The sequence below is a fragment of the Shewanella sp. SR1 genome, assembly GCF_020447145.1.
Classification (GTDB): Bacteria; Pseudomonadota; Gammaproteobacteria; order Enterobacterales; family Shewanellaceae; genus Shewanella; species Shewanella baltica.
In genome coordinates this window covers 110,522-130,891 of record NZ_JAJAEF010000006.1, presented here as the reverse complement: position 1 = coordinate 130,891, position 20,370 = coordinate 110,522, and the positions used below count along the sequence as shown (strand labels likewise).

Genomic DNA, 20,370 nt, shown 5'->3' with positions numbered 1-20,370 from the left:
GGTCGCGTTTTTTATATCACAGGAAACACTGTTTTGCGTAAGGTCACAGGTGATTTGTGGCAGACATTTCCTTATAATAGCGCCACCTCTGACCCCTGCAATAATAAATAATAAGGTGAATAGACGTGATGGAGATCATCCGCGGAGCCCCTGCACTCTCGACGTTTAGGGTGCAAAAGCTGATGGAGGCCTGCGAAAACGCTGCGCTTCCGGTACGCCAAATCTATGCTGAGTATGTCCATTTAGCGGATTTGAGCGAGTTGCTCGATACAAATGAACGCCAGCAACTTGAAAAAATTCTCACCTATGGACCTGCGATAGAAGCTCATATCCCCCAAGGTTCACTCCTGTTTGTCACTCCTCGCCCCGGTACTATTTCTCCTTGGTCTTCAAAAGCCACTGACATCGCGCACAATTGTGGCCTTGGTAAAGTGAAGCGTTTGGAGCGAGGCGTTGCGTATTATGTCGAGTCAGATGCACTGACAGTAGCGCAGCAACAAGCCTTAAATGCGCTGTTGCACGATCGCATGGTTGAAATCATGCTTGATGATTTTGCCAAAGCCGATGTGTTATTCAAACGCACTGAGCCTGCGCCGTTTAAAAGCGTCAATATTCTTGCCGAAGGTCGCCGCGCACTTGAAGTGGCTAACACAGCATTGGGCCTTGCCTTAGCCGAAGATGAAATCGACTATTTAGTCGAAAACTTCGTCCGTTTAGGCCGTAATCCCCACGACATCGAATTGATGATGTTTGCTCAAGCGAACTCTGAGCATTGTCGTCATAAGATTTTTAACGCAGATTGGACAATTGACGGTGAAGTTCAGCCTAAGTCATTGTTCAAAATGATCAAGAACACCTTTGAAACCACCCCAGATCACGTGTTATCTGCCTACAAAGATAACGCCGCTGTGATGGAAGGCTCGGTTGCCGGTCGTTTCTTCCCCGATCCAGATGGGGTGTACAACTACCACACTGAACCTATGCACATCCTGATGAAAGTGGAAACCCACAACCATCCAACCGCAATCAGCCCCTATCCTGGCGCTGCAACTGGTTCAGGTGGTGAAATCCGTGATGAAGGCGCAACGGGTCGTGGTTCTAAACCTAAAGCCGGTTTAACGGGCTTTAGCGTATCAAATTTAAAAATCCCGGGTTTTGTTCAACCATGGGAAGGTAACTACGGTAAGCCAGATCGTATTGTTAGCGCGTTGGACATCATGACCGAAGGCCCACTGGGCGGCGCGGCATTTAACAACGAGTTTGGTCGTCCGGCATTGGTCGGTTATTTCCGTACCTACGAGCAGGAAGTCAGCAGCCATAACGGCGTTGAAGTGCGTGGTTACCACAAGCCCATTATGTTGGCCGGTGGTTTAGGTAACATTCGCGAAGAACATGTACAGAAGGGCGAAATCACCGTTGGCGCTAAGCTGATTGTGCTGGGCGGCCCTGCGATGAACATTGGTTTGGGTGGCGGCGCCGCTTCATCAATGGCATCGGGTCAATCGAGTGAAGATCTCGACTTTGCTTCTGTGCAACGTGAAAACCCAGAAATGGAACGTCGTTGTCAGGAAGTGATTGACCGCTGTTGGCAGCTTGGCGATAAAAACCCTATCCAATTTATCCACGATGTGGGCGCGGGCGGTTTGTCGAACGCTTTCCCTGAACTTGTGAATGACGGCGAGCGCGGCGGTTTATTCAATCTGCGTAATGTGCCTTCAGATGAGCCAGGCATGAGCCCGCTGGAAATCTGGTGTAACGAATCACAAGAGCGTTATGTGATGTCCGTTGCCCCTGAAAACCTCGCACTATTTACTGCAATTTGTGAGCGCGAGCGCGCCCCGTTTGCGGTTGTGGGTGAAGCGACAGCGGAGAAACACCTGACCCTTAGCGACAGCCATTTCGATAATAATCCTATCGATTTACCGCTCGAAGTCTTATTAGGTAAAGCGCCTAAGATGAGCCGCGATGTGGTATCAGCCAAAGCGGTATCGCCAGCGCTCGAACAAAACAAGATTGATGTTAAAGAAGCGGTTAAACGCGTGCTGAGCTTGCCTACAGTTGCGGATAAAACCTTCCTTATCACCATTGGCGACCGCACAGTAACAGGTTTAGTTAACCGTGACCAAATGGTGGGTCCATGGCAAGTGCCTGTGGCCGATTGCGCGGTCACTGCGGCAAGCTTTGATACCTACGCCGGTGAAGCAATGTCACTGGGCGAGCGTACACCGCTGGCACTGCTTGATTTCGGCGCATCTGCCCGTATGGCAGTGGCAGAATCAATTATGAACATCGCTGGTGCCGATATCGGTTCATTTAAGCGTATCAAGCTTTCTGCTAACTGGATGTCTGCTGCGGGTCACCCCGGTGAAGATGCGGGTCTTTATGAAGCGGTTAAAGCCGTAGGTGAAGAACTGTGTCCAGAGCTCAGCCTAACCATTCCGGTCGGTAAAGACTCTATGTCGATGAAGACCGCATGGCAGCAAGATGGCGCGGATAAAACCGTGACGTCGCCCATGTCATTGGTCATCACTGCTTTTGGCGTGGTACAAGACATTCGTAATACAGTGACGCCAGAGCTGCGCACAGATAAAGGCGAAACGTCTTTACTGTTAGTTGATCTCGGTGCGGGTAAAAATCGTTTAGGCGGTTCTTGTTTAGCCCAAGTGTTTGGTGAGCTAGGTGATATTGCGCCGGATCTTGATGATGCTGCACTGCTGCGCGGTTTCTTTGAAACCATGCAAAATCTAGTGGCTAAGAAATCCGTTATCGCTTACCACGACCGAAGCGACGGCGGCTTATTCACCACCTTAGTGGAAATGGCTTTTGCGGGTAATACTGGCTTAGACATAGATGTAGAAGACTTGCAGGGCACGGATTTAGAGCGACTCTTTAATGAAGAGCTCGGCGCTGTGCTGCAAGTGAGCCGCGACAACGCTGCGAAAATTGCCGCTCAGTTTGCTATCGCTGGCGTTCCTTGCCATGTTATTGGGACGTTAGCTGACGATCAACGCATCACCATTAAAGATGGCGCGCGTGAAATTTTCAGTGATAGCCGTGTTGCGCTGCGTACTGTGTGGTCAGAAACCACTTATCGTATGCAAGCCATGCGTGATAACCCGGCGTGTGCACTGGAAGAGTTCAAACTTAAGCAAGACGAAACCGATTTAGGCTTAACCGTTAACTTAAGCTTCGATCCAAGCACTGACGTTGCCGCGCCTTATATTCTTAAAGGCGCTGCGCCTAAGATGGCGATTTTGCGTGAGCAGGGCGTTAACTCCCACGTGGAAATGGCAGCTGCTTTTGATCGCGCAGGATTTGAAAGCCGCGACGTGCACATGTCTGACATTTTATCTGGCCGTATCAGCCTAGAGGATTTCCAAGGTCTAGTGGCCTGTGGTGGTTTCTCTTATGGTGACGTATTAGGCGCAGGTGAAGGTTGGGCTAAGTCGATTCTGTTTAATGACCGTGCACGCGATGAGTTTTCACGTTTCTTTGAACGTGACTCAAGCTTTGCCCTCGGCGTGTGTAACGGCTGTCAAATGCTGTCAAACCTGAAAGAAATCATTCCAGGAAGCGAACATTGGCCACGTTTTGTGCGTAACCGCTCAGAGCGTTTCGAAGCGCGTTTCAGCTTAGTTGAAGTGCAACAGAGCCCGTCGTTATTCTTCCAAGGTATGGCAGGTTCGCGTATGCCTATCGCTGTATCGCACGGTGAAGGTTTGGCTGAGTTTGCCAGCCCTGAAGCGCTGGCGATTGCCGAAGCGTCAGGCACAATTGCCCTGCGTTTTGTCAATGGTAAGGGTGATATCGCGACTCAGTATCCACAAAATCCGAATGGCTCGCCAAATGGCTTGACGGGGATTTGTACGACTGATGGCCGCGTAACCTTGATGATGCCGCACCCAGAACGAGTGTTCAGAACCGTCGCTAACTCTTGGCATCCAGATGCTTGGGGTGAAGATAGCCCTTGGATGCGTATGTTCCGTAATGCGCGAGTGACCTTAGGTTAAGCGAGTAAACTCAGCGGCTTTTACCAGTTTTGAATGGTAAAAACGGGTTTAGTTAATCGTAAAAAAGGAGCGATAATTTCGCTCCTTTTTTTATATTTAAAATGCACTTTTATGAAATATCTTGCATTTCAAATCATTAACACTTGTTGCAAATAATCTAATGGATCAAAGTGATAAAACAGCATCTTTTTACGGTAAATACCTATTAATAGGTATGTTGCGTACTTGATACTGAGAGTGACGTTTTATGGGGTTCTAGAGTTGAAGGCAGATGTTGCGGCTTTAGAAAAGAAAAAGCCCCCACTCTCAATGAGAGGGGGGCTCGTTTTGCGCTAACAAAACTTCAAATTAATGCAATAAATTTCACGAGTAATTCGGGGAATTATTTCAGCTCATTAGCTGTATAAAGTTCAACAAAAACACGCTTGTAGCTGTTAACCACACGTTCAAATAATTTAGTCATATCTATATCTCCACACCAAAAGTTAATACCTATGTGCGCGAAGTTGGCATTGACTGGGCTACGACACCAGTTCTACCAAATTGTCTCCTTAACACAGGACATATATTAAACAACTCAGGTTAGCTTCTCAAACGAGAAAAAATACAATTATTCATTATTAAAACTAATGAATTTTAATGCTGTTTTTATATCGCTATTTCTATATGTGGATTTATTTGTTGATTTTAAAGGTTTTAAATTGATTTACGCTAAAAATATTTTTATGTTTTTTTAGTTAATTTGTTGCAACATTATTTGTTTGTTAGTTTTTTGGTGGCTGGAGCTGATTTGTGGTGGCTAATCAATAAAAGTATGGGTTTACATTAATTAACGTTTGTTCGCTACTCCTGTTTCGTGTAGTTGTCAATCCCTCTCGATGGGGAAGTGTGTACCTCACCGCAAAACCCACCTAAACCACTGAGTTTGATTGATTTGCATCAAAGCGAGGTGGTATAAAATAGCCACAAATGAAAACGAATAAATATCTTAACTATCTGATATTTATATCGATGAGATCATTTGATTGATTGAGTGGTAAGGTGTCGGTCTCAGTTACTTGCGATAGTGTGACTCGCGTCTCAATATGCGACGGATATTGGTACTTTTTAGCCCTTGCTGCTTCGAACTAATGCAAAAGATTAAATTTAACGGTTTATACTGATGTTCAGATATAAACACAAAATGAAAACTCACTATCCTACAAAGGCACTTGCTGTGATTAACGCGGGTTTTATCATAGCAATTGGACGCACCAAGTAAGGAGTCACCGATGATTGTTGAAGAGGTTGTTGAGCTATCGCGGTTGCAGTTTGCGCTGACAGCCATGTATCACTTCCTGTTTGTTCCCTTGACGTTGGGGTTGGCATTTTTGCTGGCTATCATGGAATCACTGTATGTGATGACGGATAAACAAATTTATAAAGATATGACTAAGTTCTGGGGTAAGTTATTTGGTATTAACTTTGCCTTGGGGGTTACCACAGGTTTGGCAATGGAATTCCAGTTTGGTACTAACTGGTCTTACTATTCGCATTACGTAGGGGACATCTTTGGTGCGCCTCTGGCTATTGAAGGTTTAATGGCCTTCTTCCTCGAATCTACCTTCGTCGGTATGTTCTTCTTCGGTTGGGATCGTTTCACTAAACGTCAACATTTAGTGGTGACTTGGTTAGTGGCCTTTGGCTCTAACATGTCGGCATTGTGGATTTTAGTGGCAAACGGTTGGATGCAAAACCCTGTGGGTTCAGTGTTCAATTACGAAACCATGCGCATGGAAATGACCAGCTTCGCCGAAGTGGTGTTTAACCCTGTGGCGCAGGTGAAGTTTGTTCACACTGTGGCTTCGGGTTATGTCGCGGGTGCCATGTTTGTACTGGCAATCAGTGCTTATTACATCCTCAAGAAACGTGACTTACCTTTTGCCCGTCGCTCATTCGCGATTGCGGCAAGCTTTGGTATGGCGGCAATTCTATCGGTTATCGTGTTAGGTGATGAATCTGGCTATAAAGTCGGTGAAGCACAGCGTGTTAAATTAGCGGCGATTGAAGCTGAATGGCACACTGAGCCTGCTCCTGCGGCCTTTACTGCGGTTGGTTTCCCAAATCAAGAAACCATGCACACGGATTATGCGATCAAAATTCCTTATGCTATGGGCATTGTGGCAACACGTTCATTGGATGAAGAAGTCACGGGTATCCATGACTTGATTGCTGAGCATGAAGTGCGCATCCGTAACGGTATGAAAGCCTATGCCATGTTAGTGAAGCTGCGTGCGGGTGAAGAAACGCCTGAATTACGTGCGGCCTTCGAAGAAGCAAAAGTCGACTTAGGCTATGGTTTCTTGCTGAAACGCTACACAGACAAAGTGGTCGATGCCACTGAAGAGCAAATTAAAGCCGCTGCTAAAGATTCTATTCCTAACGTAGCACCGATTTTCTGGAGCTTCCGTGTGATGGTGGGTCTAGGCTTTATCATGTTATTCGTATTTGCTGCGGCATTCTGGCAAAGCACACGTCATCAAATCGTCGAGAAGAAATGGGTACTTAAAGCTGCACTTTATAGCTTGCCATTGCCTTGGATTGCGATTGAGTGTGGTTGGTTTGTGGCTGAGTATGGTCGTCAACCTTGGACGATTTCTGAGGTATTACCGACCTTTATGTCTGCCTCAAGCTTAACGACTGGCGACTTATGGTTCAGTATCCTTTCTATCACCCTTTTCTACACTGTGCTGCTGGTGATTGAGATGTTCTTGATGTTTAAGTTTGCCCGCATTGGTCCGAGCAGTTTGAAAACTGGTCGTTATCATTTCGAGAACCTAGAAGCCTAAGCAGAGGATTTCATTATGTTTGATTATGAAATATTAAGAGTTATCTGGTGGGCTCTGATCGGCGTACTGTTCATCGGATTTGCGGTTACTGACGGTTTTGACATGGGTGTCGGTGCGTTACTGCCAATCATAGGCAAAGACGATACTGAGCGCCGTATCATGATTAATACTATTGCTCCCCATTGGGACGGCAACCAAGTGTGGTTAATCACAGCAGGCGGTGCGTTATTTGCTGCTTGGCCTATGGTGTATGCAGTGTCTTTCTCTGGCTTCTATGTCGCCATGATGTTAGTGCTGTTTGCTCTTTACATGCGCCCAGTTGGATTCGATTACCGTTCTAAAATCGAAAATCCAAAGTGGCGTAAGTCATGGGATTGGGCCTTGTTTGCCGGTGGTTTTGTGCCTCCGCTGATCATAGGCGTAGCCTTTGGTAACTTGTTACAAGGCGTACCGTTTGAATTCGACGAGTTCCTACGTGCGACTTACCACGGCGGTCTATTCGGTCTGTTGAATCCTTTCGGTCTACTGGCTGGTCTTGTGAGCGTGAGCATGTTTATGATGCAAGGCGCTTCTTGGCTACAAATGAAGACAGATAGCGAGCTGCGAGTGCGTGCTGCGAAAGCGACACAATTCTTCGCATTGTTAGTGGCTGTGTTGTTTGCTGCGGCGGGCGTGTGGTTAGCCAATGGTATCGATGGTTATGTAGTGACATCTGTCCTTGACCATAATGCGGTTTCTAACCCAGCAATGAAAACAGTCGCGATTGAAGCGGGTGCTTGGCTTGCCAACTATGACAAATATCCCATCACTATGCTGTTCCCTATCTTAGGTGTGGTATTGCCGCTGTTAGTGATTCTGGTGAGCCGCTTTAACCGTTCAGGTTTTGCGTTCCTATTCAGCTCACTGACTGTGGCTATGGTGATTTTGACTTGCGGTGCGGCTATGTTCCCATTCGTTATGCCATCGTCACTAGACCCTAACGTCAGTTTGACTATGTGGGATGCAACAGCCAGTAAAATGACCTTAGGTGTTATGACTGCTGCAGCTGCGATTTTCGTACCCATAGTGTTGAGCTACACTGTTTGGACTTACTTCAAAATGTTTGGTCGTATCGGCCGTAAGCATATTGAAGATAACAAAGCCTCACTCTATTAGGCATTAAGGAGCATCTGCTATGTGGTATTTTACGTGGATATTAGGGGTTTTGTTGGCCTGTTCTTTCGGGATTATCAATGCCCTGTGGCTTGAGAATACTGAGAACATGGACAGATCGGCAGATGATGCCGAGTAACGTCTAAACTCGATTTAAAAAACCTCGCACTAGCGGGGTTTTTTATTGGGATTTATTTGCTGGGTGAGGCATGGTTTAACCTGTGTTGCAGCAGAACTATCCTATTAGCCTGCATACCTAACTCCATAAAAGGTAGCCGTGTGCTGATGCAATCGCAGCAGGTGCGCCTGATATCCGTTTTGTCGTGAGTGTGATGCCTGACAGATGTGGCGTCTAAGATTGAGAGGTTGTGACAAAGAGTGTGGATTATCAGGGCTGAATGCCTAAGTGCAGTTATTGCTGAGGCTGAATGGGGAATGGGGCAGCATGAATAAGTGAAGCATTCCATTAAAGATACGTCATCAAGTGACGAACTCTGAGACGGCACCTTACCAAAAGGCATTTCACCCATTGAGGCTTTATCACTTCATCGCTTTTTGATGGCAATAGATACAGGTTATTGCTCCGTATTATTTAAAATCTTTACTCCTTATTCTTTTACATCGCGCTTTTAAAATAGCGAATATCAATAACTGTCTCCTCAAGTCGCTTTCTTGAATGATGCCCCAAAATTGTTGGAATCGCGGCCATAAAAAATGCCACCCAGTGTGGGTGGCATTTGATAAACAACTCATTAAAAATTTGAGCTAGTTGAACCCGTCGCGCTAGTCTAATTAAGCCTTAAACTGGCTTATTTGGTGTTTTAAAGCCGCGGCTAAAGAAGACAGTTCATTGGCTGACTGCACGGTTTCAGTGGCACGGTGCTCGCCCTCATTTGCTAGTTCACTGATCTGATGCAAATTGTGGGTGATTTCCTCTGCAACACTGCTTTGCTGTTCAGTGGCGGAGGCGATATTACGTGAACTAATGGCGAGTTCACCAATCCGGCGGGTGATTTCCTTAAGCTGCTCGCCGGTTGATTCGCCCTGTGCTGCGGATTCCATGCCTAATTGATGACTCTGACCCATTTGCTCTGTGGTGCTTTTCACTTGGGTTTGCAGCTTTCCAATGGTTTGGCCAATTTCTAAAATGGATGATTGGGTACGCTGAGCTAAGATTCTCACCTCATCTGCAACGACCGCAAAGCCTCGACCTTGATCGCCTGCGCGCGCCGCTTCAATCGCCGCATTGAGTGCCAGTAAGTTTGTCTGCTCGGCAATGCTGTTAATTACTTCGGTGACTTTACTGATGGCTTCACTTTCGTGACTCACTTTTTCAACCGACTGATGACTGTTACTGAGCTGTTCACTGAGCTTGAGTAAATCTTGCACTACTTTAACTTGTTGATCTTGTCCTTCTTTCGCTGCGGCATCCACTTGCTGGCTCTGCACTGCGCCGTCTTGGGCATGATTCGCCACATCACGGATAGAGGTCGACATTTCTTCAATGGCAGTAGCAATTTGATCCGTTTGTAGCATCAAAGCCTGAGCTTCTTCGCCATTCTGTTTGGCGATACTTTGTGCCTTAGAAGCCTGTTGCTCTAAGCTCATTACCGAATCCTGCAGAGCAATGATCAACTGCCTTAACTCTGAGGACATGGTCGATACGCTGGTGGTTATGCGATCAACTTCGTTTTGACTCTGTGGTTCTGATGGCGCTAAGTGATGACTGAAATCGCCACTCCCTAGTCTTTCCATATGCACTTGTAGGGCATGTAACGGTTTAAGTGCACGGATTAATACCACAGACAGCAGTGCTGTGATCAGTGCAATCCCAGTGAGGGCAACGATAGCGTTGATAGTGAGTAACTGCATACTTTCTTCATTGAGTTCACTCGCCTTAACTTGGCCTACCAGCATCCAATTCCAGCCAGTTACGGTTTGGCTATAGGCAAACATAGGCTCATTTTTACCATTGCTATAACTGTACTCAGAATCTTCTTTCGTGGCCTCAGCCACACTTAACCCATCGAGCATACTTTCGGTGATAACGTCGCCAGCATTAAACTGAGGATGCGCGACAAGTACATTGTCCGCTTTACGCACTAACAGAAAATAACCGCTTTCTTCTAGGGTGAGTCTGTTTACTGCATCTTGTAATTGTTTTAACGAGCTGGTGATGTCAAAGCCAATATATAAGATACCAATGACTTGGCCTTGGACGTCCTTTACTGGGCGATAGACTGTCATATAGTCTTTGCCGAAGAGTTTGGCGTAGCCTTCGTATTCTTGGCCGCTGATCAGCGCTTGATAGCCTGGATGCGTTTTGCCGAGGAAGGTCCCTAGTGCACGGCTACCATCGGCTTTTTTGAGTGAGGTCGACACCCGCATAAAATCATCGCCATCACGCACGAATACCGTTGCCGTGCCGCCTGTCAGGTTAGCAAAACGATCGACTTTACTTTTTGAGGAGTTAATTTGTTCTTGTTCGTGCATGAGGGCGGGGGAGCTGACTCCCATCACATTGACGGTTTTATTTGGTTTACTAAATTGCCCTGGATACATTTCCTTAAACACATCGGCGTTGCGCCTTGCAAGCTGCAAAAGGCTATCGTATTGCAGTTCTAACATGTCTGAAACGGCTCGCATTTCGGACTTCATGGCACTCATGCCTTTATCTTCTAATACATTCGAAGCGGCTTTGTAGGAAACGGTACTGAGTATGCCGAAAATGGTGAGTGTGAGAATAAACGCAAGGGCACCTATTTGTTTTGCAATAGGCCAATTTTTATAATTCATCGTACGATCCTATAGGTAACGGTTACATCAATGTAGCCTAAGTTTCACTCCATGGTCTTGATATGGGTCTAGTATTTAAGCAATTGTATAGTCAATTATTTGATATTTTAACAGTTTTAGACTTGAGTTAATGGATTCATTCCACAGACATGTCGGCAGATAAAAAGTCCTGCTAACTGGCCGTATTGTGATGGCATGGACTAAGCTGCTTAAGGTGAATGGAGTTCATTGAGTCAGAACCATTATAGGGGAAGTGTATATGCTAGGTGAGAATCATGCGTTAGTTTATGAGTTTCCTGATTTTGTCGATCAAATTAAGCATCTAAAAGTCAATAATAGTGCTTTTGCGACTATGGCCAGTCGTTACCATGAGCTCGACAATAAAATTAGGGCACTGGAGTTAACTAAAGTGCCCACCGCCGATGAGCACTTTTTAGCGTTAAAATTAGAGCGGTTAAACCTCAAAGATAAACTGTATCAATACCTAGTCCACGATGCGATTTAAGCTGGAATGGCGGACTGATTGTTCGCCTTACGGGTTTTCATCAACAGTAAATACATAGTCGGTACCCAAACCAGAGAGAGCAAAGTCGTCAGCAGCGTGCCACCCGCGATAGCAATGGCAAAGGGAGGCCAAAATCCACCGCCAGCAATGATAAGCGGGATAAACCCGCCCACTGTGGTGATGGTTGTCGAGCTGATATGGCGGCCACAACTGCTGACGGTTGAGACTATGGTTTCCATATCGCCGAGTCTGGCACTTGGCATATCCTCAAGTTCAGCCAAGATCACTATGGCAGCGTTAATGGCCAGTCCCATCAAGCCTAGTAAACCTATGATGACAGGGAATCCAAAGGGATAGCCGAACACAAACACGGCTAATAGGCCAAGCCCGGCTGATTGTATCGCGCTCAACAAAATGATGGCCGTGAGCCTAAAGGAGTTGAACGACAACACCACAGTGGCCAATAGCAAGGTGACGACTAACATCACATTGGACAGTAAATTGCCGACCGCTTCGTTACGTTTCGCGCTTTCACCGCCGATTTCAATGCGATATCCCGATGGTAGCGCGAGTTGAGCCACTTTATCTTTGACATCGTTAAGCACTTGGGCGGGTAACACACCACTGACAATATAGGCTTCTATGGTATTCACCCTTTGGCCGTTACGTCTTGGAATGGCGCCGCGGCTCACTTGCACTTCGTTGTGGGCGAGGGCAGCGAGCGCGACTGACTCACCCGAAGGGGTCACTAATTGAATTTCTGAAAGGCGGGTGACTTGTTCGCGACTGCCATCACCGAGTCGAACTCGAACTGGTAATGACTCCGTTTGCTCAAGCACGCTGCCCCCGATAACGCCCGTGGTCGACATTTGGATCTGCTTGGCAATGTCCGTCAGACTTAAACCACTCATTAAGCTGGCATCTTCATTCACTTGCAGCCACAGCTTAGGCGCACCGGCACTTAAGGTTGCTCGGGTATGGAGTACGTCCGGCGTTTGCGCGAGGATATTGCGGACTTCGTCGCCCAGCGAACGCAACGTATCGAGATTTGGACCGAAGATCATCAATTCTACCGGCGCATTAAAGGGCGGACCTTGCTCGAGTTTTCGTACTAGCACTTGTGCCTCGGGGAAAGCACTGTCGAATTTCTGTTGTAATTCGGGGATCAGCTCATTGGCACGTTCAAAGTCGGTCACTTTCACCATGGCCTGCGCATAGTTAGTCGCGCCCTGTTGGCGCTGTGTCAGATTGTAATAAAATGAGGGCGTATTGCCGCCCACCACCCAATCGACTTGGGTAATCCCATTGACGGCATGGAGCTTTTTGTCCATCAACTGCACTTGGTTCAAGGTGTTGTCTAAACTCACATGGGGCGCAAGATAGACTTCAATTTGGAACATGTCCCTGTCCGATGGCGGAAAGAATTGCTCTGTCATCTTGCCCGAGGCGTAAAAACCTAATACTGGTGTAATGCCGATAAGCAGCGCACTGAGAATAGGGCGTTTAAGGGCGATTCTGAGGCTCACTTGAAAATATTGGCTCACCAGTGGGAGGTTGATCCCGTGTTGATACCAGGCATCATGTTTGCCTTCATGGCTAAATCGTCCCGCGAGTCCCGCAATTATCGTGTGGGAAATCAGGTAAGAGCCCAGCAGCGCAAACATCACTGACATGGCAATGCCGCCGACAAACTCCCCAGTGGCACCTGGCATCAGTACTATGGGCGCAAAGGCTAAAATCGTGGTAATCGTGGAACCCGCTAAGGGTAACCAAAGGTGGTGTATGGTTTCACTCACTGCGGCTAGGCGGCTCATCCCTTGTTGGCGCCGTTGTGAGATGGCATCAACAATCACAATCGCATTATCCACCATGATCCCAAGGGCGACGACGAGTCCAGTCACCGACATTTGATGTATGGGCAGGCCGATATATTTCATGCAGGCCAAGGTAAACAGTGCCGTGAGGGGCAATGAAATCGCCACTATGATGGCGTTTCGTAGTCCGAGGGTGAGTAGCAATACCAGCAAGATGATCACAAATCCTTGCAGCAGGTTAACCACGAGTCCGCCAAGGCGATCGCTGGTGTAACTGTTTTGCTCGAATAGCCATTGGATCTTGATGTTGGCGGGCACTTCGCGATTAAGTTCATCGACGACGTTATTCACTTGTGCTTGCCAGAGATCGACACGGCTATTGTTAAGCATGCGCGCGGCGACAAAAACGCCTTGTTCACCATCGACTAACGCTATGCTATCCGCGGGCGTTTTGACTTGGCGAGTGACAAGGGCAATATCCCCAAGGCGAATAATTTGGCCTTGGTTATCAATTTTGAGTGGCACTTGGCGAATGCGTGTTAATGAGTCGAGTTCGCCCGAGACTTCGACTAAGGCGCGAAACTCACGATTGTTGATTTCACCCGCGGCAATTTTACTGTCGGCGCCGCTGAGAATATGGGCGATGGAAGCGGGAGTGAGTTGTAAATGGCTCATCTTGTTGCCATCGAGCTGCACTAGCATTTCTTCGGTCGGTGCGCCGTAGAGTTTGACAAAATCCGTGCCCGATAACAGCCTGAGCCTGCTCTGTAATTCCTTAGCATAGCGGTTGAGCATATCGACTCGAACGGGCGTATTACTGTTCCACACTAAGCTTAAAATGGCGGTGTAGGCATAACCAATTTGATCATCGAGTGTCGGGGATGGTATGCCCTCGGGCAGATTGATTTTCGCATCGGCTAATAAATCCCGCGCCCGAGACCACACGGGATCTGTCTCCATGACTGTGTCTTTTAATTCTAACTGTATGACTGAAATCCCCGGCCGAGAGGTCGATTGGATCAGCTTGATTTCTTCTAAGCGTCTGAGCTGATTTTCGAGCACTTCAGTGACTAATGCTTCGACCCGTTCAGCAGAAGCTCCGGGATAAGGGGTGATCACAGAGGCGAAACGGTTAGTTATGTGTGGATCTTCAGTGCGCGGCAGACTCGAGATAGCGCCAAAGCCCGCGACCAGTAATAGTGCAATAACGAGGCTGACTAAGCGGCCGTTTTCAACAAAGGCTTTAATCATAACTACCTCGTGGCTGCGGCAATAGGAGACACAGCTTGGCCTACGACCAGCTTATGGAGTCCTTGGCTGACATAGATTTCATTGGGCTGAATCGCGCCTTGAATGTAGGCCATGTCTTGGGTTGTGTAGAGAATTTCCACATCTCGTCGCTCTATGATGGATTGCTGTTCATCATTTGCGATGACATACAGATTCCATAATCCGCGAATGCCATCCGTCAGCGCTGAAATTGGCACCCAATACCCAGCTTGCTCAATTTGCTGCTGTTGATGCAGATACGCAATTTCACCGTTAATCACACGGGCATCTTGGGGCAGGCTGATCCTAAGTTGTAGGGTGCGACTGACGGGATTCACTTCGGCGCTGATACCGGCAATTTCGGCGGTAAAGGTTTGGTCTTGCACGCTGACTTGCACTTGCTGTCCGGCGTGAAATTGCTCCGCTAACGCCACAGGTACGCCAATGTAGGCTTCAGGATTGATATTGCCCACTAAGGTGAAAATGGGGCTACCCGCAGCAATCACTTCGCCTAAGTTATGCAGTCTTTGGCTGATGGTGCCGTCGAAAGGCGCCACTAAGATGGATTTATCGAGCTTAAGTTGATTGGCATGCTGTGAGGCAAGTAGGCGGTTTTTCGCCGCGGCTAAGCTATTTAATTGTGAGCGGTTTTCATCTAATAGCTGCTCAGAGACATAGCCAGATTTTTTCAATTCTTGATTACGTTTTAGAGTGCTGGTGGCCAGATCAACATCGGCTTGGGTTTGCGCCAGACTCGCTTGGATCTCTTGACGCTCGGCTTCGAGTAGTCGGGTATCGAGGATTGCCAGTATTTGGCCTTGCTTCACTTTGATGCCGGAATCGGCCTGTAGTTCGTTTAACTTACCAGCCAGTTCAAAGCCGACGCCAGTTGTGTTGCCCGCACGGATAGTCCCCGTGAAGGTCTGCTCGTGCTGATAGCTTGGGGTCAGGATCAACGCTTGGCTCGTGACTGTGGGCAGTACGGTTGTCGTGGCGTGTTCAGTAACTTCCTTTTGACAGGCGGATAATGTGACTAAAGCAAACACGCAGACGCTAATAGTGCGCCAAGAACGTCGGGCAGTTCGATCCATTTTAAGTGCTTCCGCTGTAAGTTAAACGTTAATGCTATGTAACTAGACTTGCTAGTCTAGTTGCGCGGAACTAGACTGTCTAGTCTATTTTGTGCTTAACTAATGCCAATTTATTATGTCTATCTATTCGAGAGTCGATATGACGCATTCCTCTGAGATGCAGTTACCTCTGAGCCGTAGCGAACAAAAACGTCAGCAAGTGCTTGTGGCTGCTATTGATTTATTTTGTCGTCAAGGGTTTCCCCATACCAGTATGGATGAGGTTGCCAAGCTTGCGGGCGTGTCGAAACAAACCGTCTATTCCCATTACGGCAGCAAAGATGAATTATTTGTTGCGGCAATCGAATCTAAGTGTGTCGGCCATAATCTTAATGATGATTTGTTAAGCGATCCCACTAAGCCTGAATCGGCATTGACTCAGTTTGCCCTGCAATTTGGAGAGATGATTGTCAGCCCTGAAGCTATTACGGTATTCAAAGCCTGTGTGGCGCAATCCGAAAGCCATCCTGAAGTGTCGCAGTTGTTCTTCGACGCGGGCCCGAAACATATAGTGGGATTATTGGCGGATTATTTAGTGACAGTAGAGGCCCTAGGGCAATATCGCTTCGGTAATGCGCACCATAGTGCGGTGCGTTTATGTTTAATGTTGTTTGGTGAGCTAAAACTCAAATTAGAATTGGGCTTGGCGGCCGATGAACTCGTTGGCGATAGAAATGAGTATATTTTGGGTTGTGCAGACATGTTCCTGAAGGCGCATCGGGTTTAATAAAACTTGCACAATATAAAAGTATCATTTTGTATCTCAATATTGAAAGCATGAACCTTTTAGCTTGATAGCGCGTATTATGCGCAAAAAATCTGTTAATCATTTTAAATGCAAGGAGCTGACGTGGCTAATCGAGAACTCTCACCATCGAGCGCAAAACTGCGCCTGCTGAAAAGCGCTGTATTACTGTTGCCGTTAATGAGCTGTGCTGCTATTGCAGTGGATAAACCTTCGCAGGAATATAAGCCTTTTAGATTAAGTGTCGCGCAGATCAGCACCCAGAGTGCCGAGGTTGCCAATGGTAATACTGAGCTACAAAGGGACAGTTTATTACTGAGTGCAGGGATGAATGTTCCGTTAAATCAGCAATGGTCTTTGGGCTTTCGTGTGGGTTACGACAGGCTGGATTATGATTGGCGCAATATCACGCTCACTGGTGCTAACAATGTCGCACCGCTTTTTGGTACCGACGGGCAGAATTGGGATCATATCAATCGTTACCGTGCCGGAGTGTCGTTAAATTATCGCATGGATAAACATTGGACCTTCTTTTTAGCGCCGCAGATCCAATATGCCTACGCCGACACTGCATCGGCCAGCGAAGCCCAGAGTTACGGTATTGTGGCGTCTGCCATGTATGCATTTGATTCGGGGAATATGATTGGCTTTGGCGTCGCGTATCTTAATGATATCGATGAAGTTCGCACTGTGCCTTATCTCGCAATGCGCTGGCAGATAGATGAACATTGGGCGCTCGCTAATCCTTTCCAAGCCGGGTTTAGTGGTCCAGCAGGATTAGAGCTCAGTTATCAATTCAATCCTGATTGGAATATTGGCTTTGGTAGTTCGCGTCGTACTGAGCGATTCCTGATCGAAGACGATGACACTGTAGTGGAAACGAACGAATGGGTGAGTTATCTGCGCGGTGGTTGGCGAGCAACGTCTGCAATAACAGTGAATCTTTACGCCGGATATTACTTTGATGGTGAGCTAGAAGTGACCGACCAAGCCGCGCTTGATATGGATAGCCAAGGCGCTGCGGCCTTGGATATCGAATTCAAATTCTAACGTTAATGTTAGTTATTTGCCTAGCATGGCCTCTTTGAGGCTTTTTTGGGCAGGCTTATCACCTAGCCAAATTTTTAACAGTGCTTGACGGAACATTTCACCTTCGATGGTGGCTTGTTCCTGACCATTTTTATAGGCCGTCACGCCGCGGGCTTTATTGGCGACTAAGGTAAATTGATCACCTTCTTTAATTTCTTCGTTAAACAGCGCCATAAAAGCATCGATTTGCGGTTGAATATCGGCGGTATTATCTGCCGTCGCGTGCTCAAAACCTTCGGTGATCGCATCGCGCATTTTTTCTGAGGTGATCATGCCAGAGGTAATATTAAGGCGGATTGCCGCAATCGGAGCATCGATAACCGCTGCTGTGCTACTCAAGGCTGCTGGCAAATACAGACTGCCCACATATAAATCCATAAAGAACTTACTGCGAACGCCCGCGCCATTAAGCTGTAATGCTTGGCTATCTAACGTCACTGTATCAGCGACTTGCACACCTGATACTTCTTTGGCCATTAATGTGTGGGGTAATAACAGCGCGCTTGCTAGGGTAAGAGTGGAGAGTAACTTCATAATACACCTCATTTTCTATTTTAATTATTGGGTTTAAAGCAGATTTTATGAGTATTTACAGCAGAAAGTTGACCCCAACTTCTCAAATACTCGGCACCGAAAATGGATGTTAATCTAAAGAAGAGGGGAGAGATAGGCTAATTGTGCCTAAGCATCATTCGAAAATGGTTAAATATGGCATACTCATCATTAAGTATGAGCATGCCTACAAGATGACTCATCGCGTTAAACTATTGATATAAAATTATCGGCGGCAAATCATCAGCGTTAGACTTTCTGCGTGAAAATTATCCGCGAGTGCCTAGCTTGTACTGACCACTCTGTTCGAACATCACAGCTTGTTTCTGTTTTGGTGAGATCAAAATTGGACCGTCGTCAAAGAAGAGAAAACACTTCCAATTACGGACGAACACATCCCAACGAGTTTCAATAATCTGATATTTTTCATAGCAAAAATAGACAGTTGTTTCATCTGGCCATTGAATGAACTCGGCTAACATGTCGGGTAAACTGCTCTCTTCACTATCCCAAGCACTCTGCCAATGATCTGTATCCACCCAAGCATCAGCCTTCGCCGCCCAGTCTCCCTTAGTAAATTGCTCCGCACGACTACTCTTGTTGCTGATCCATTGATTCCAGATTTCCATCGCACTTTTATCTGTTAACGGCAGGATATGCGCCTTGTCTTCGTCAGTTACAGGCAAGTCTTTGTGGTTGAAAATCCACTTACGGCGGTATTGTTCTAGCGGGATATAAGTGTTGGCCAAGCAAGCTCTCCTAGGTTGAGCCCTGAAGGCTCATCAAACATCAATGTGTCGGATTATACTGACTTAGCCAAGTTTAGGGAAATGGCGCAATGTGGCTATATCCTAGTATTGGATTTTATAGTAACGATTAAGAGAGCTGTTTTTTAAGGGGGATAGACAGAGGAAGCTGTAAATTGTGTTTCTGGAAATCATGCTTATCAGAAAACTCTTCAAGTGAAGTTGAAATCACATAAGCACTATCTGGTCTCCCCACAGGGACTCGAACCCCGATCGGCCGCTTAGGAGGCGGCTGCTCTATCCTGTTGAGCTATGAAGAGACGACAGTGATTATACTGGTTTTATCTCTGATTAAAAGGCTTATGATTTAGTTGCTTAAATCTTAAGCGCTATGTCGTTTATCTGCACATTGTAAGCTGCATTTTGGTCTAAAAGTACTGCTGTAGAGCTTTCTTCACTCACTTGTTCGATTTTTACCGTGGCTCGACTTTTGGTTGCGACGGCGCGCATTTCATTGAGTCGATCGGGTAGATTTTGCTGTAATACGACTTGGAATTTATCCCCGACACGAATGCCATGTTTACGGCCGAGATTTAAAATGATCCTGTCCGCTTGGCGGCTCACGACTTGGCCGAGTAAGGGTCTGCAATTGAGAGTACTGTCTAAATCATGGGTAGCCTGTTGCATTAACTTGGTAATATTTTTGCCATAGGATGATCGCCAGAATCTGTCCGTATTCGGGGCAATAATGGCTTGTTCTTCAAATTCCCATGGCGCTGATGTGCTGTAGCTTTTACTCCAGACTTCTTCGCCACTGATCCCATGATAAAGGCTAAGTTTGAACTGGAATTGCCTGAGTGGAGCTTCATCCCAAATTCCTAGGAAGGTTGGCTGCACTGGTTCCATTGAGATATCCATAATTTGTGGTTGGAGGATATATTGGCTGTCGGTAATTTCACTGAGCCAGCTTGGGAGTCGATAACTGCGAATATCCACTAGATCTTGTTTAATATCGAGCAGCTCTTTAGCGTGAGTGTGGCTAAAACCTGTGGAAGAGTAATCTTCTATAACACTGCCTAGTTTTTCGGAAATAACTTCTTCAAAACCGGAAAGCTGCCCATATCTGAGCTGAGTACGATCTTTGATTTGTGCTTGAGGAATTAAAATCGCAGCCTTTAATTGTCCATTTGGACACTGCTGCGTAGGATCATCATTTAGATCGAGTCGTAGGGACACATAAATTTTGTTTCCCTGGATTCGTTCGCTAACGAGTTGGATGCTGATGGCTTGGGCGTTGCGATTTATCGCGAAGTTATTCTGTGTAAGGTTTCCGTTAGAGGTTTGTTGTTCACTGGATATTTGAATGCCCGTGCTTAATGTAGCATAGCTAACGGCTTGATTAATCGCTTCTTCCCTTGCTTGAGCAGTATTACCATTGATAATAGTCGCTTCACCACTGGCTTCCATCCATTCGGCTCGAATAGGTAAAGACAGCAGTGCAAGGCTCAAAATGATGAGCGAAGCTGAACGTGGTATGTGCATCAATACAATCCTTATCGCTAAGCTATTGGCGAGCTTGCTAATCGAGCCAGTTTCCTGACACTTAACCTAATATACCGACAAAGCAAATTTCATGCCTGACTAACGAGAGTTTTCGATAAAGTTTCCATTGGCGCAGTCGATATACAGCGTATGAGCATAATATTGTCGGGCTGGAGCAATTTTGGTCCGAAG

At 46.7% G+C, this 20,370-nt stretch carries 13 protein-coding genes and 1 tRNA gene; 7 read left to right on the top strand and 7 right to left on the bottom strand.

Annotation, left to right across the window (positions count from 1 at the left end; all coding sequences use genetic code 11):
• The first annotated feature begins 128 nt into the window (after window positions 1-128).
• The 4 genes from purL to cydX all read left to right on the top strand — a co-directional run bounded on the left by purL (window position 129) and on the right by cydX (window position 8,129).
• Window positions 129-4,010, top strand: a complete 3,882-nt coding sequence (gene purL / locus KV201_RS07525) for a phosphoribosylformylglycinamidine synthase (protein WP_226059021.1) — start codon at window positions 129-131, stop codon at window positions 4,008-4,010.
• A 1,271-nt stretch (window positions 4,011-5,281) separates the two neighbouring features.
• On the top strand, window positions 5,282-6,838 hold the full coding sequence (locus tag KV201_RS07520) for a cytochrome ubiquinol oxidase subunit I (RefSeq protein ID WP_006082471.1): 1,557 nt from the start codon (window positions 5,282-5,284) through the stop codon (window positions 6,836-6,838).
• Between the two features lie 15 nt (window positions 6,839-6,853).
• Window positions 6,854-7,993, top strand: a complete 1,140-nt coding sequence (cydB, locus tag KV201_RS07515) for a cytochrome d ubiquinol oxidase subunit II (protein ID WP_226058959.1) — start codon at window positions 6,854-6,856, stop codon at window positions 7,991-7,993.
• A gap of 19 nt (window positions 7,994-8,012) precedes the next feature.
• On the top strand, window positions 8,013-8,129 hold the full coding sequence (cydX, locus tag KV201_RS07510; RefSeq protein ID WP_006082469.1) for a cytochrome bd-I oxidase subunit CydX: 117 nt from the start codon (window positions 8,013-8,015) through the stop codon (window positions 8,127-8,129).
• 653 nt (window positions 8,130-8,782) lie between these two features.
• On the opposite strand, the gene KV201_RS07505 is transcribed toward cydX, so the two are convergent.
• A complete protein-coding gene (locus KV201_RS07505; protein WP_226058958.1) occupies window positions 8,783-10,786 on the bottom strand; it encodes a methyl-accepting chemotaxis protein in 2,004 nt (667 codons plus the stop codon).
• A gap of 259 nt (window positions 10,787-11,045) precedes the next feature.
• Here KV201_RS07505 and KV201_RS07500 point away from each other — a divergent pair, with 259 nt between their 5' ends.
• Window positions 11,046-11,291 (top strand): YdcH family protein, encoded by a 246-nt coding sequence (locus KV201_RS07500; protein WP_006082467.1) that lies wholly within the window; start codon window positions 11,046-11,048, stop codon window positions 11,289-11,291.
• Here the strand turns inward: KV201_RS07500 and KV201_RS07495 are convergent.
• Together KV201_RS07495 and KV201_RS07490 are read right to left on the bottom strand one after the other, a co-directional pair.
• Entirely contained in the window at window positions 11,288-14,356 is a 3,069-nt protein-coding gene (locus tag KV201_RS07495; RefSeq protein ID WP_226058957.1) for an efflux RND transporter permease subunit, read from the bottom strand. The two genes, KV201_RS07500 and KV201_RS07495, sit on opposite strands and share 4 nt — an antisense overlap.
• Before the next feature lie 2 nt (window positions 14,357-14,358).
• Entirely contained in the window at window positions 14,359-15,465 is a 1,107-nt protein-coding gene (locus KV201_RS07490) for an efflux RND transporter periplasmic adaptor subunit (protein WP_226058956.1), read from the bottom strand.
• 139 nt (window positions 15,466-15,604) lie between these two features.
• Here KV201_RS07490 and KV201_RS07485 point away from each other — a divergent pair, with 139 nt between their 5' ends.
• The gene (locus KV201_RS07485; protein WP_006082464.1) at window positions 15,605-16,231 is read left to right on the top strand and encodes a TetR/AcrR family transcriptional regulator; all 627 of its coding nucleotides are present in this window, start codon (window positions 15,605-15,607) and stop codon (window positions 16,229-16,231) included.
• Window positions 16,232-16,354: 123 nt separating this feature from the next.
• Window positions 16,355-17,299 (top strand): DUF6268 family outer membrane beta-barrel protein, encoded by a 945-nt coding sequence (locus KV201_RS07480; protein ID WP_226058955.1) that lies wholly within the window; start codon window positions 16,355-16,357, stop codon window positions 17,297-17,299.
• Between the two features lie 12 nt (window positions 17,300-17,311).
• Here the strand turns inward: KV201_RS07480 and KV201_RS07475 are convergent, their stop codons facing one another.
• The 4 genes from KV201_RS07475 to KV201_RS07460 form a co-directional block, all read right to left on the bottom strand.
• Window positions 17,312-17,872, bottom strand: coding sequence for a chalcone isomerase family protein (locus tag KV201_RS07475; protein WP_226058954.1), 561 nt, complete (start codon window positions 17,870-17,872; stop codon window positions 17,312-17,314).
• Window positions 17,873-18,159: 287 nt separating this feature from the next.
• A complete protein-coding gene (locus KV201_RS07470) occupies window positions 18,160-18,639 on the bottom strand; it encodes a DUF2947 domain-containing protein (RefSeq protein ID WP_226058953.1) in 480 nt (159 codons plus the stop codon).
• Window positions 18,640-18,880: 241 nt separating this feature from the next.
• Window positions 18,881-18,956, bottom strand: a tRNA-Arg gene (locus tag KV201_RS07465).
• A gap of 55 nt (window positions 18,957-19,011) precedes the next feature.
• Window positions 19,012-20,178, bottom strand: a complete 1,167-nt coding sequence (locus tag KV201_RS07460) for a flagellar assembly protein FlgT (RefSeq protein ID WP_226058952.1) — start codon at window positions 20,176-20,178, stop codon at window positions 19,012-19,014.
• Between the last annotated feature and the right edge of the window lie 192 nt (window positions 20,179-20,370).

What these genes read in the sequence shown, in the direction of transcription:
- purL (WP_226059021.1), top strand. Translation starts at nt 129, where the DNA reads ATGGAGATCATCCGCGGAGCCCCTGCACTCTCGACGTTTAGGGTGCAA.
- KV201_RS07520 (WP_006082471.1), top strand. Translation starts at nt 5,282, where the DNA reads ATGATTGTTGAAGAGGTTGTTGAGCTATCGCGGTTGCAGTTTGCGCTG.
- cydB (WP_226058959.1), top strand. Translation starts at nt 6,854, where the DNA reads ATGTTTGATTATGAAATATTAAGAGTTATCTGGTGGGCTCTGATCGGC.
- cydX (WP_006082469.1), top strand. Translation starts at nt 8,013, where the DNA reads ATGTGGTATTTTACGTGGATATTAGGGGTTTTGTTGGCCTGTTCTTTC.
- KV201_RS07505 (WP_226058958.1), bottom strand. Translation starts at nt 10,786, where the DNA reads ATGAATTATAAAAATTGGCCTATTGCAAAACAAATAGGTGCCCTTGCG.
- KV201_RS07500 (WP_006082467.1), top strand. Translation starts at nt 11,046, where the DNA reads ATGCTAGGTGAGAATCATGCGTTAGTTTATGAGTTTCCTGATTTTGTC.
- KV201_RS07495 (WP_226058957.1), bottom strand. Translation starts at nt 14,356, where the DNA reads ATGATTAAAGCCTTTGTTGAAAACGGCCGCTTAGTCAGCCTCGTTATT.
- KV201_RS07490 (WP_226058956.1), bottom strand. Translation starts at nt 15,465, where the DNA reads ATGGATCGAACTGCCCGACGTTCTTGGCGCACTATTAGCGTCTGCGTG.
- KV201_RS07485 (WP_006082464.1), top strand. Translation starts at nt 15,605, where the DNA reads ATGACGCATTCCTCTGAGATGCAGTTACCTCTGAGCCGTAGCGAACAA.
- KV201_RS07475 (WP_226058954.1), bottom strand. Translation starts at nt 17,872, where the DNA reads ATGAAGTTACTCTCCACTCTTACCCTAGCAAGCGCGCTGTTATTACCC.
- KV201_RS07460 (WP_226058952.1), bottom strand. Translation starts at nt 20,178, where the DNA reads ATGCACATACCACGTTCAGCTTCGCTCATCATTTTGAGCCTTGCACTG.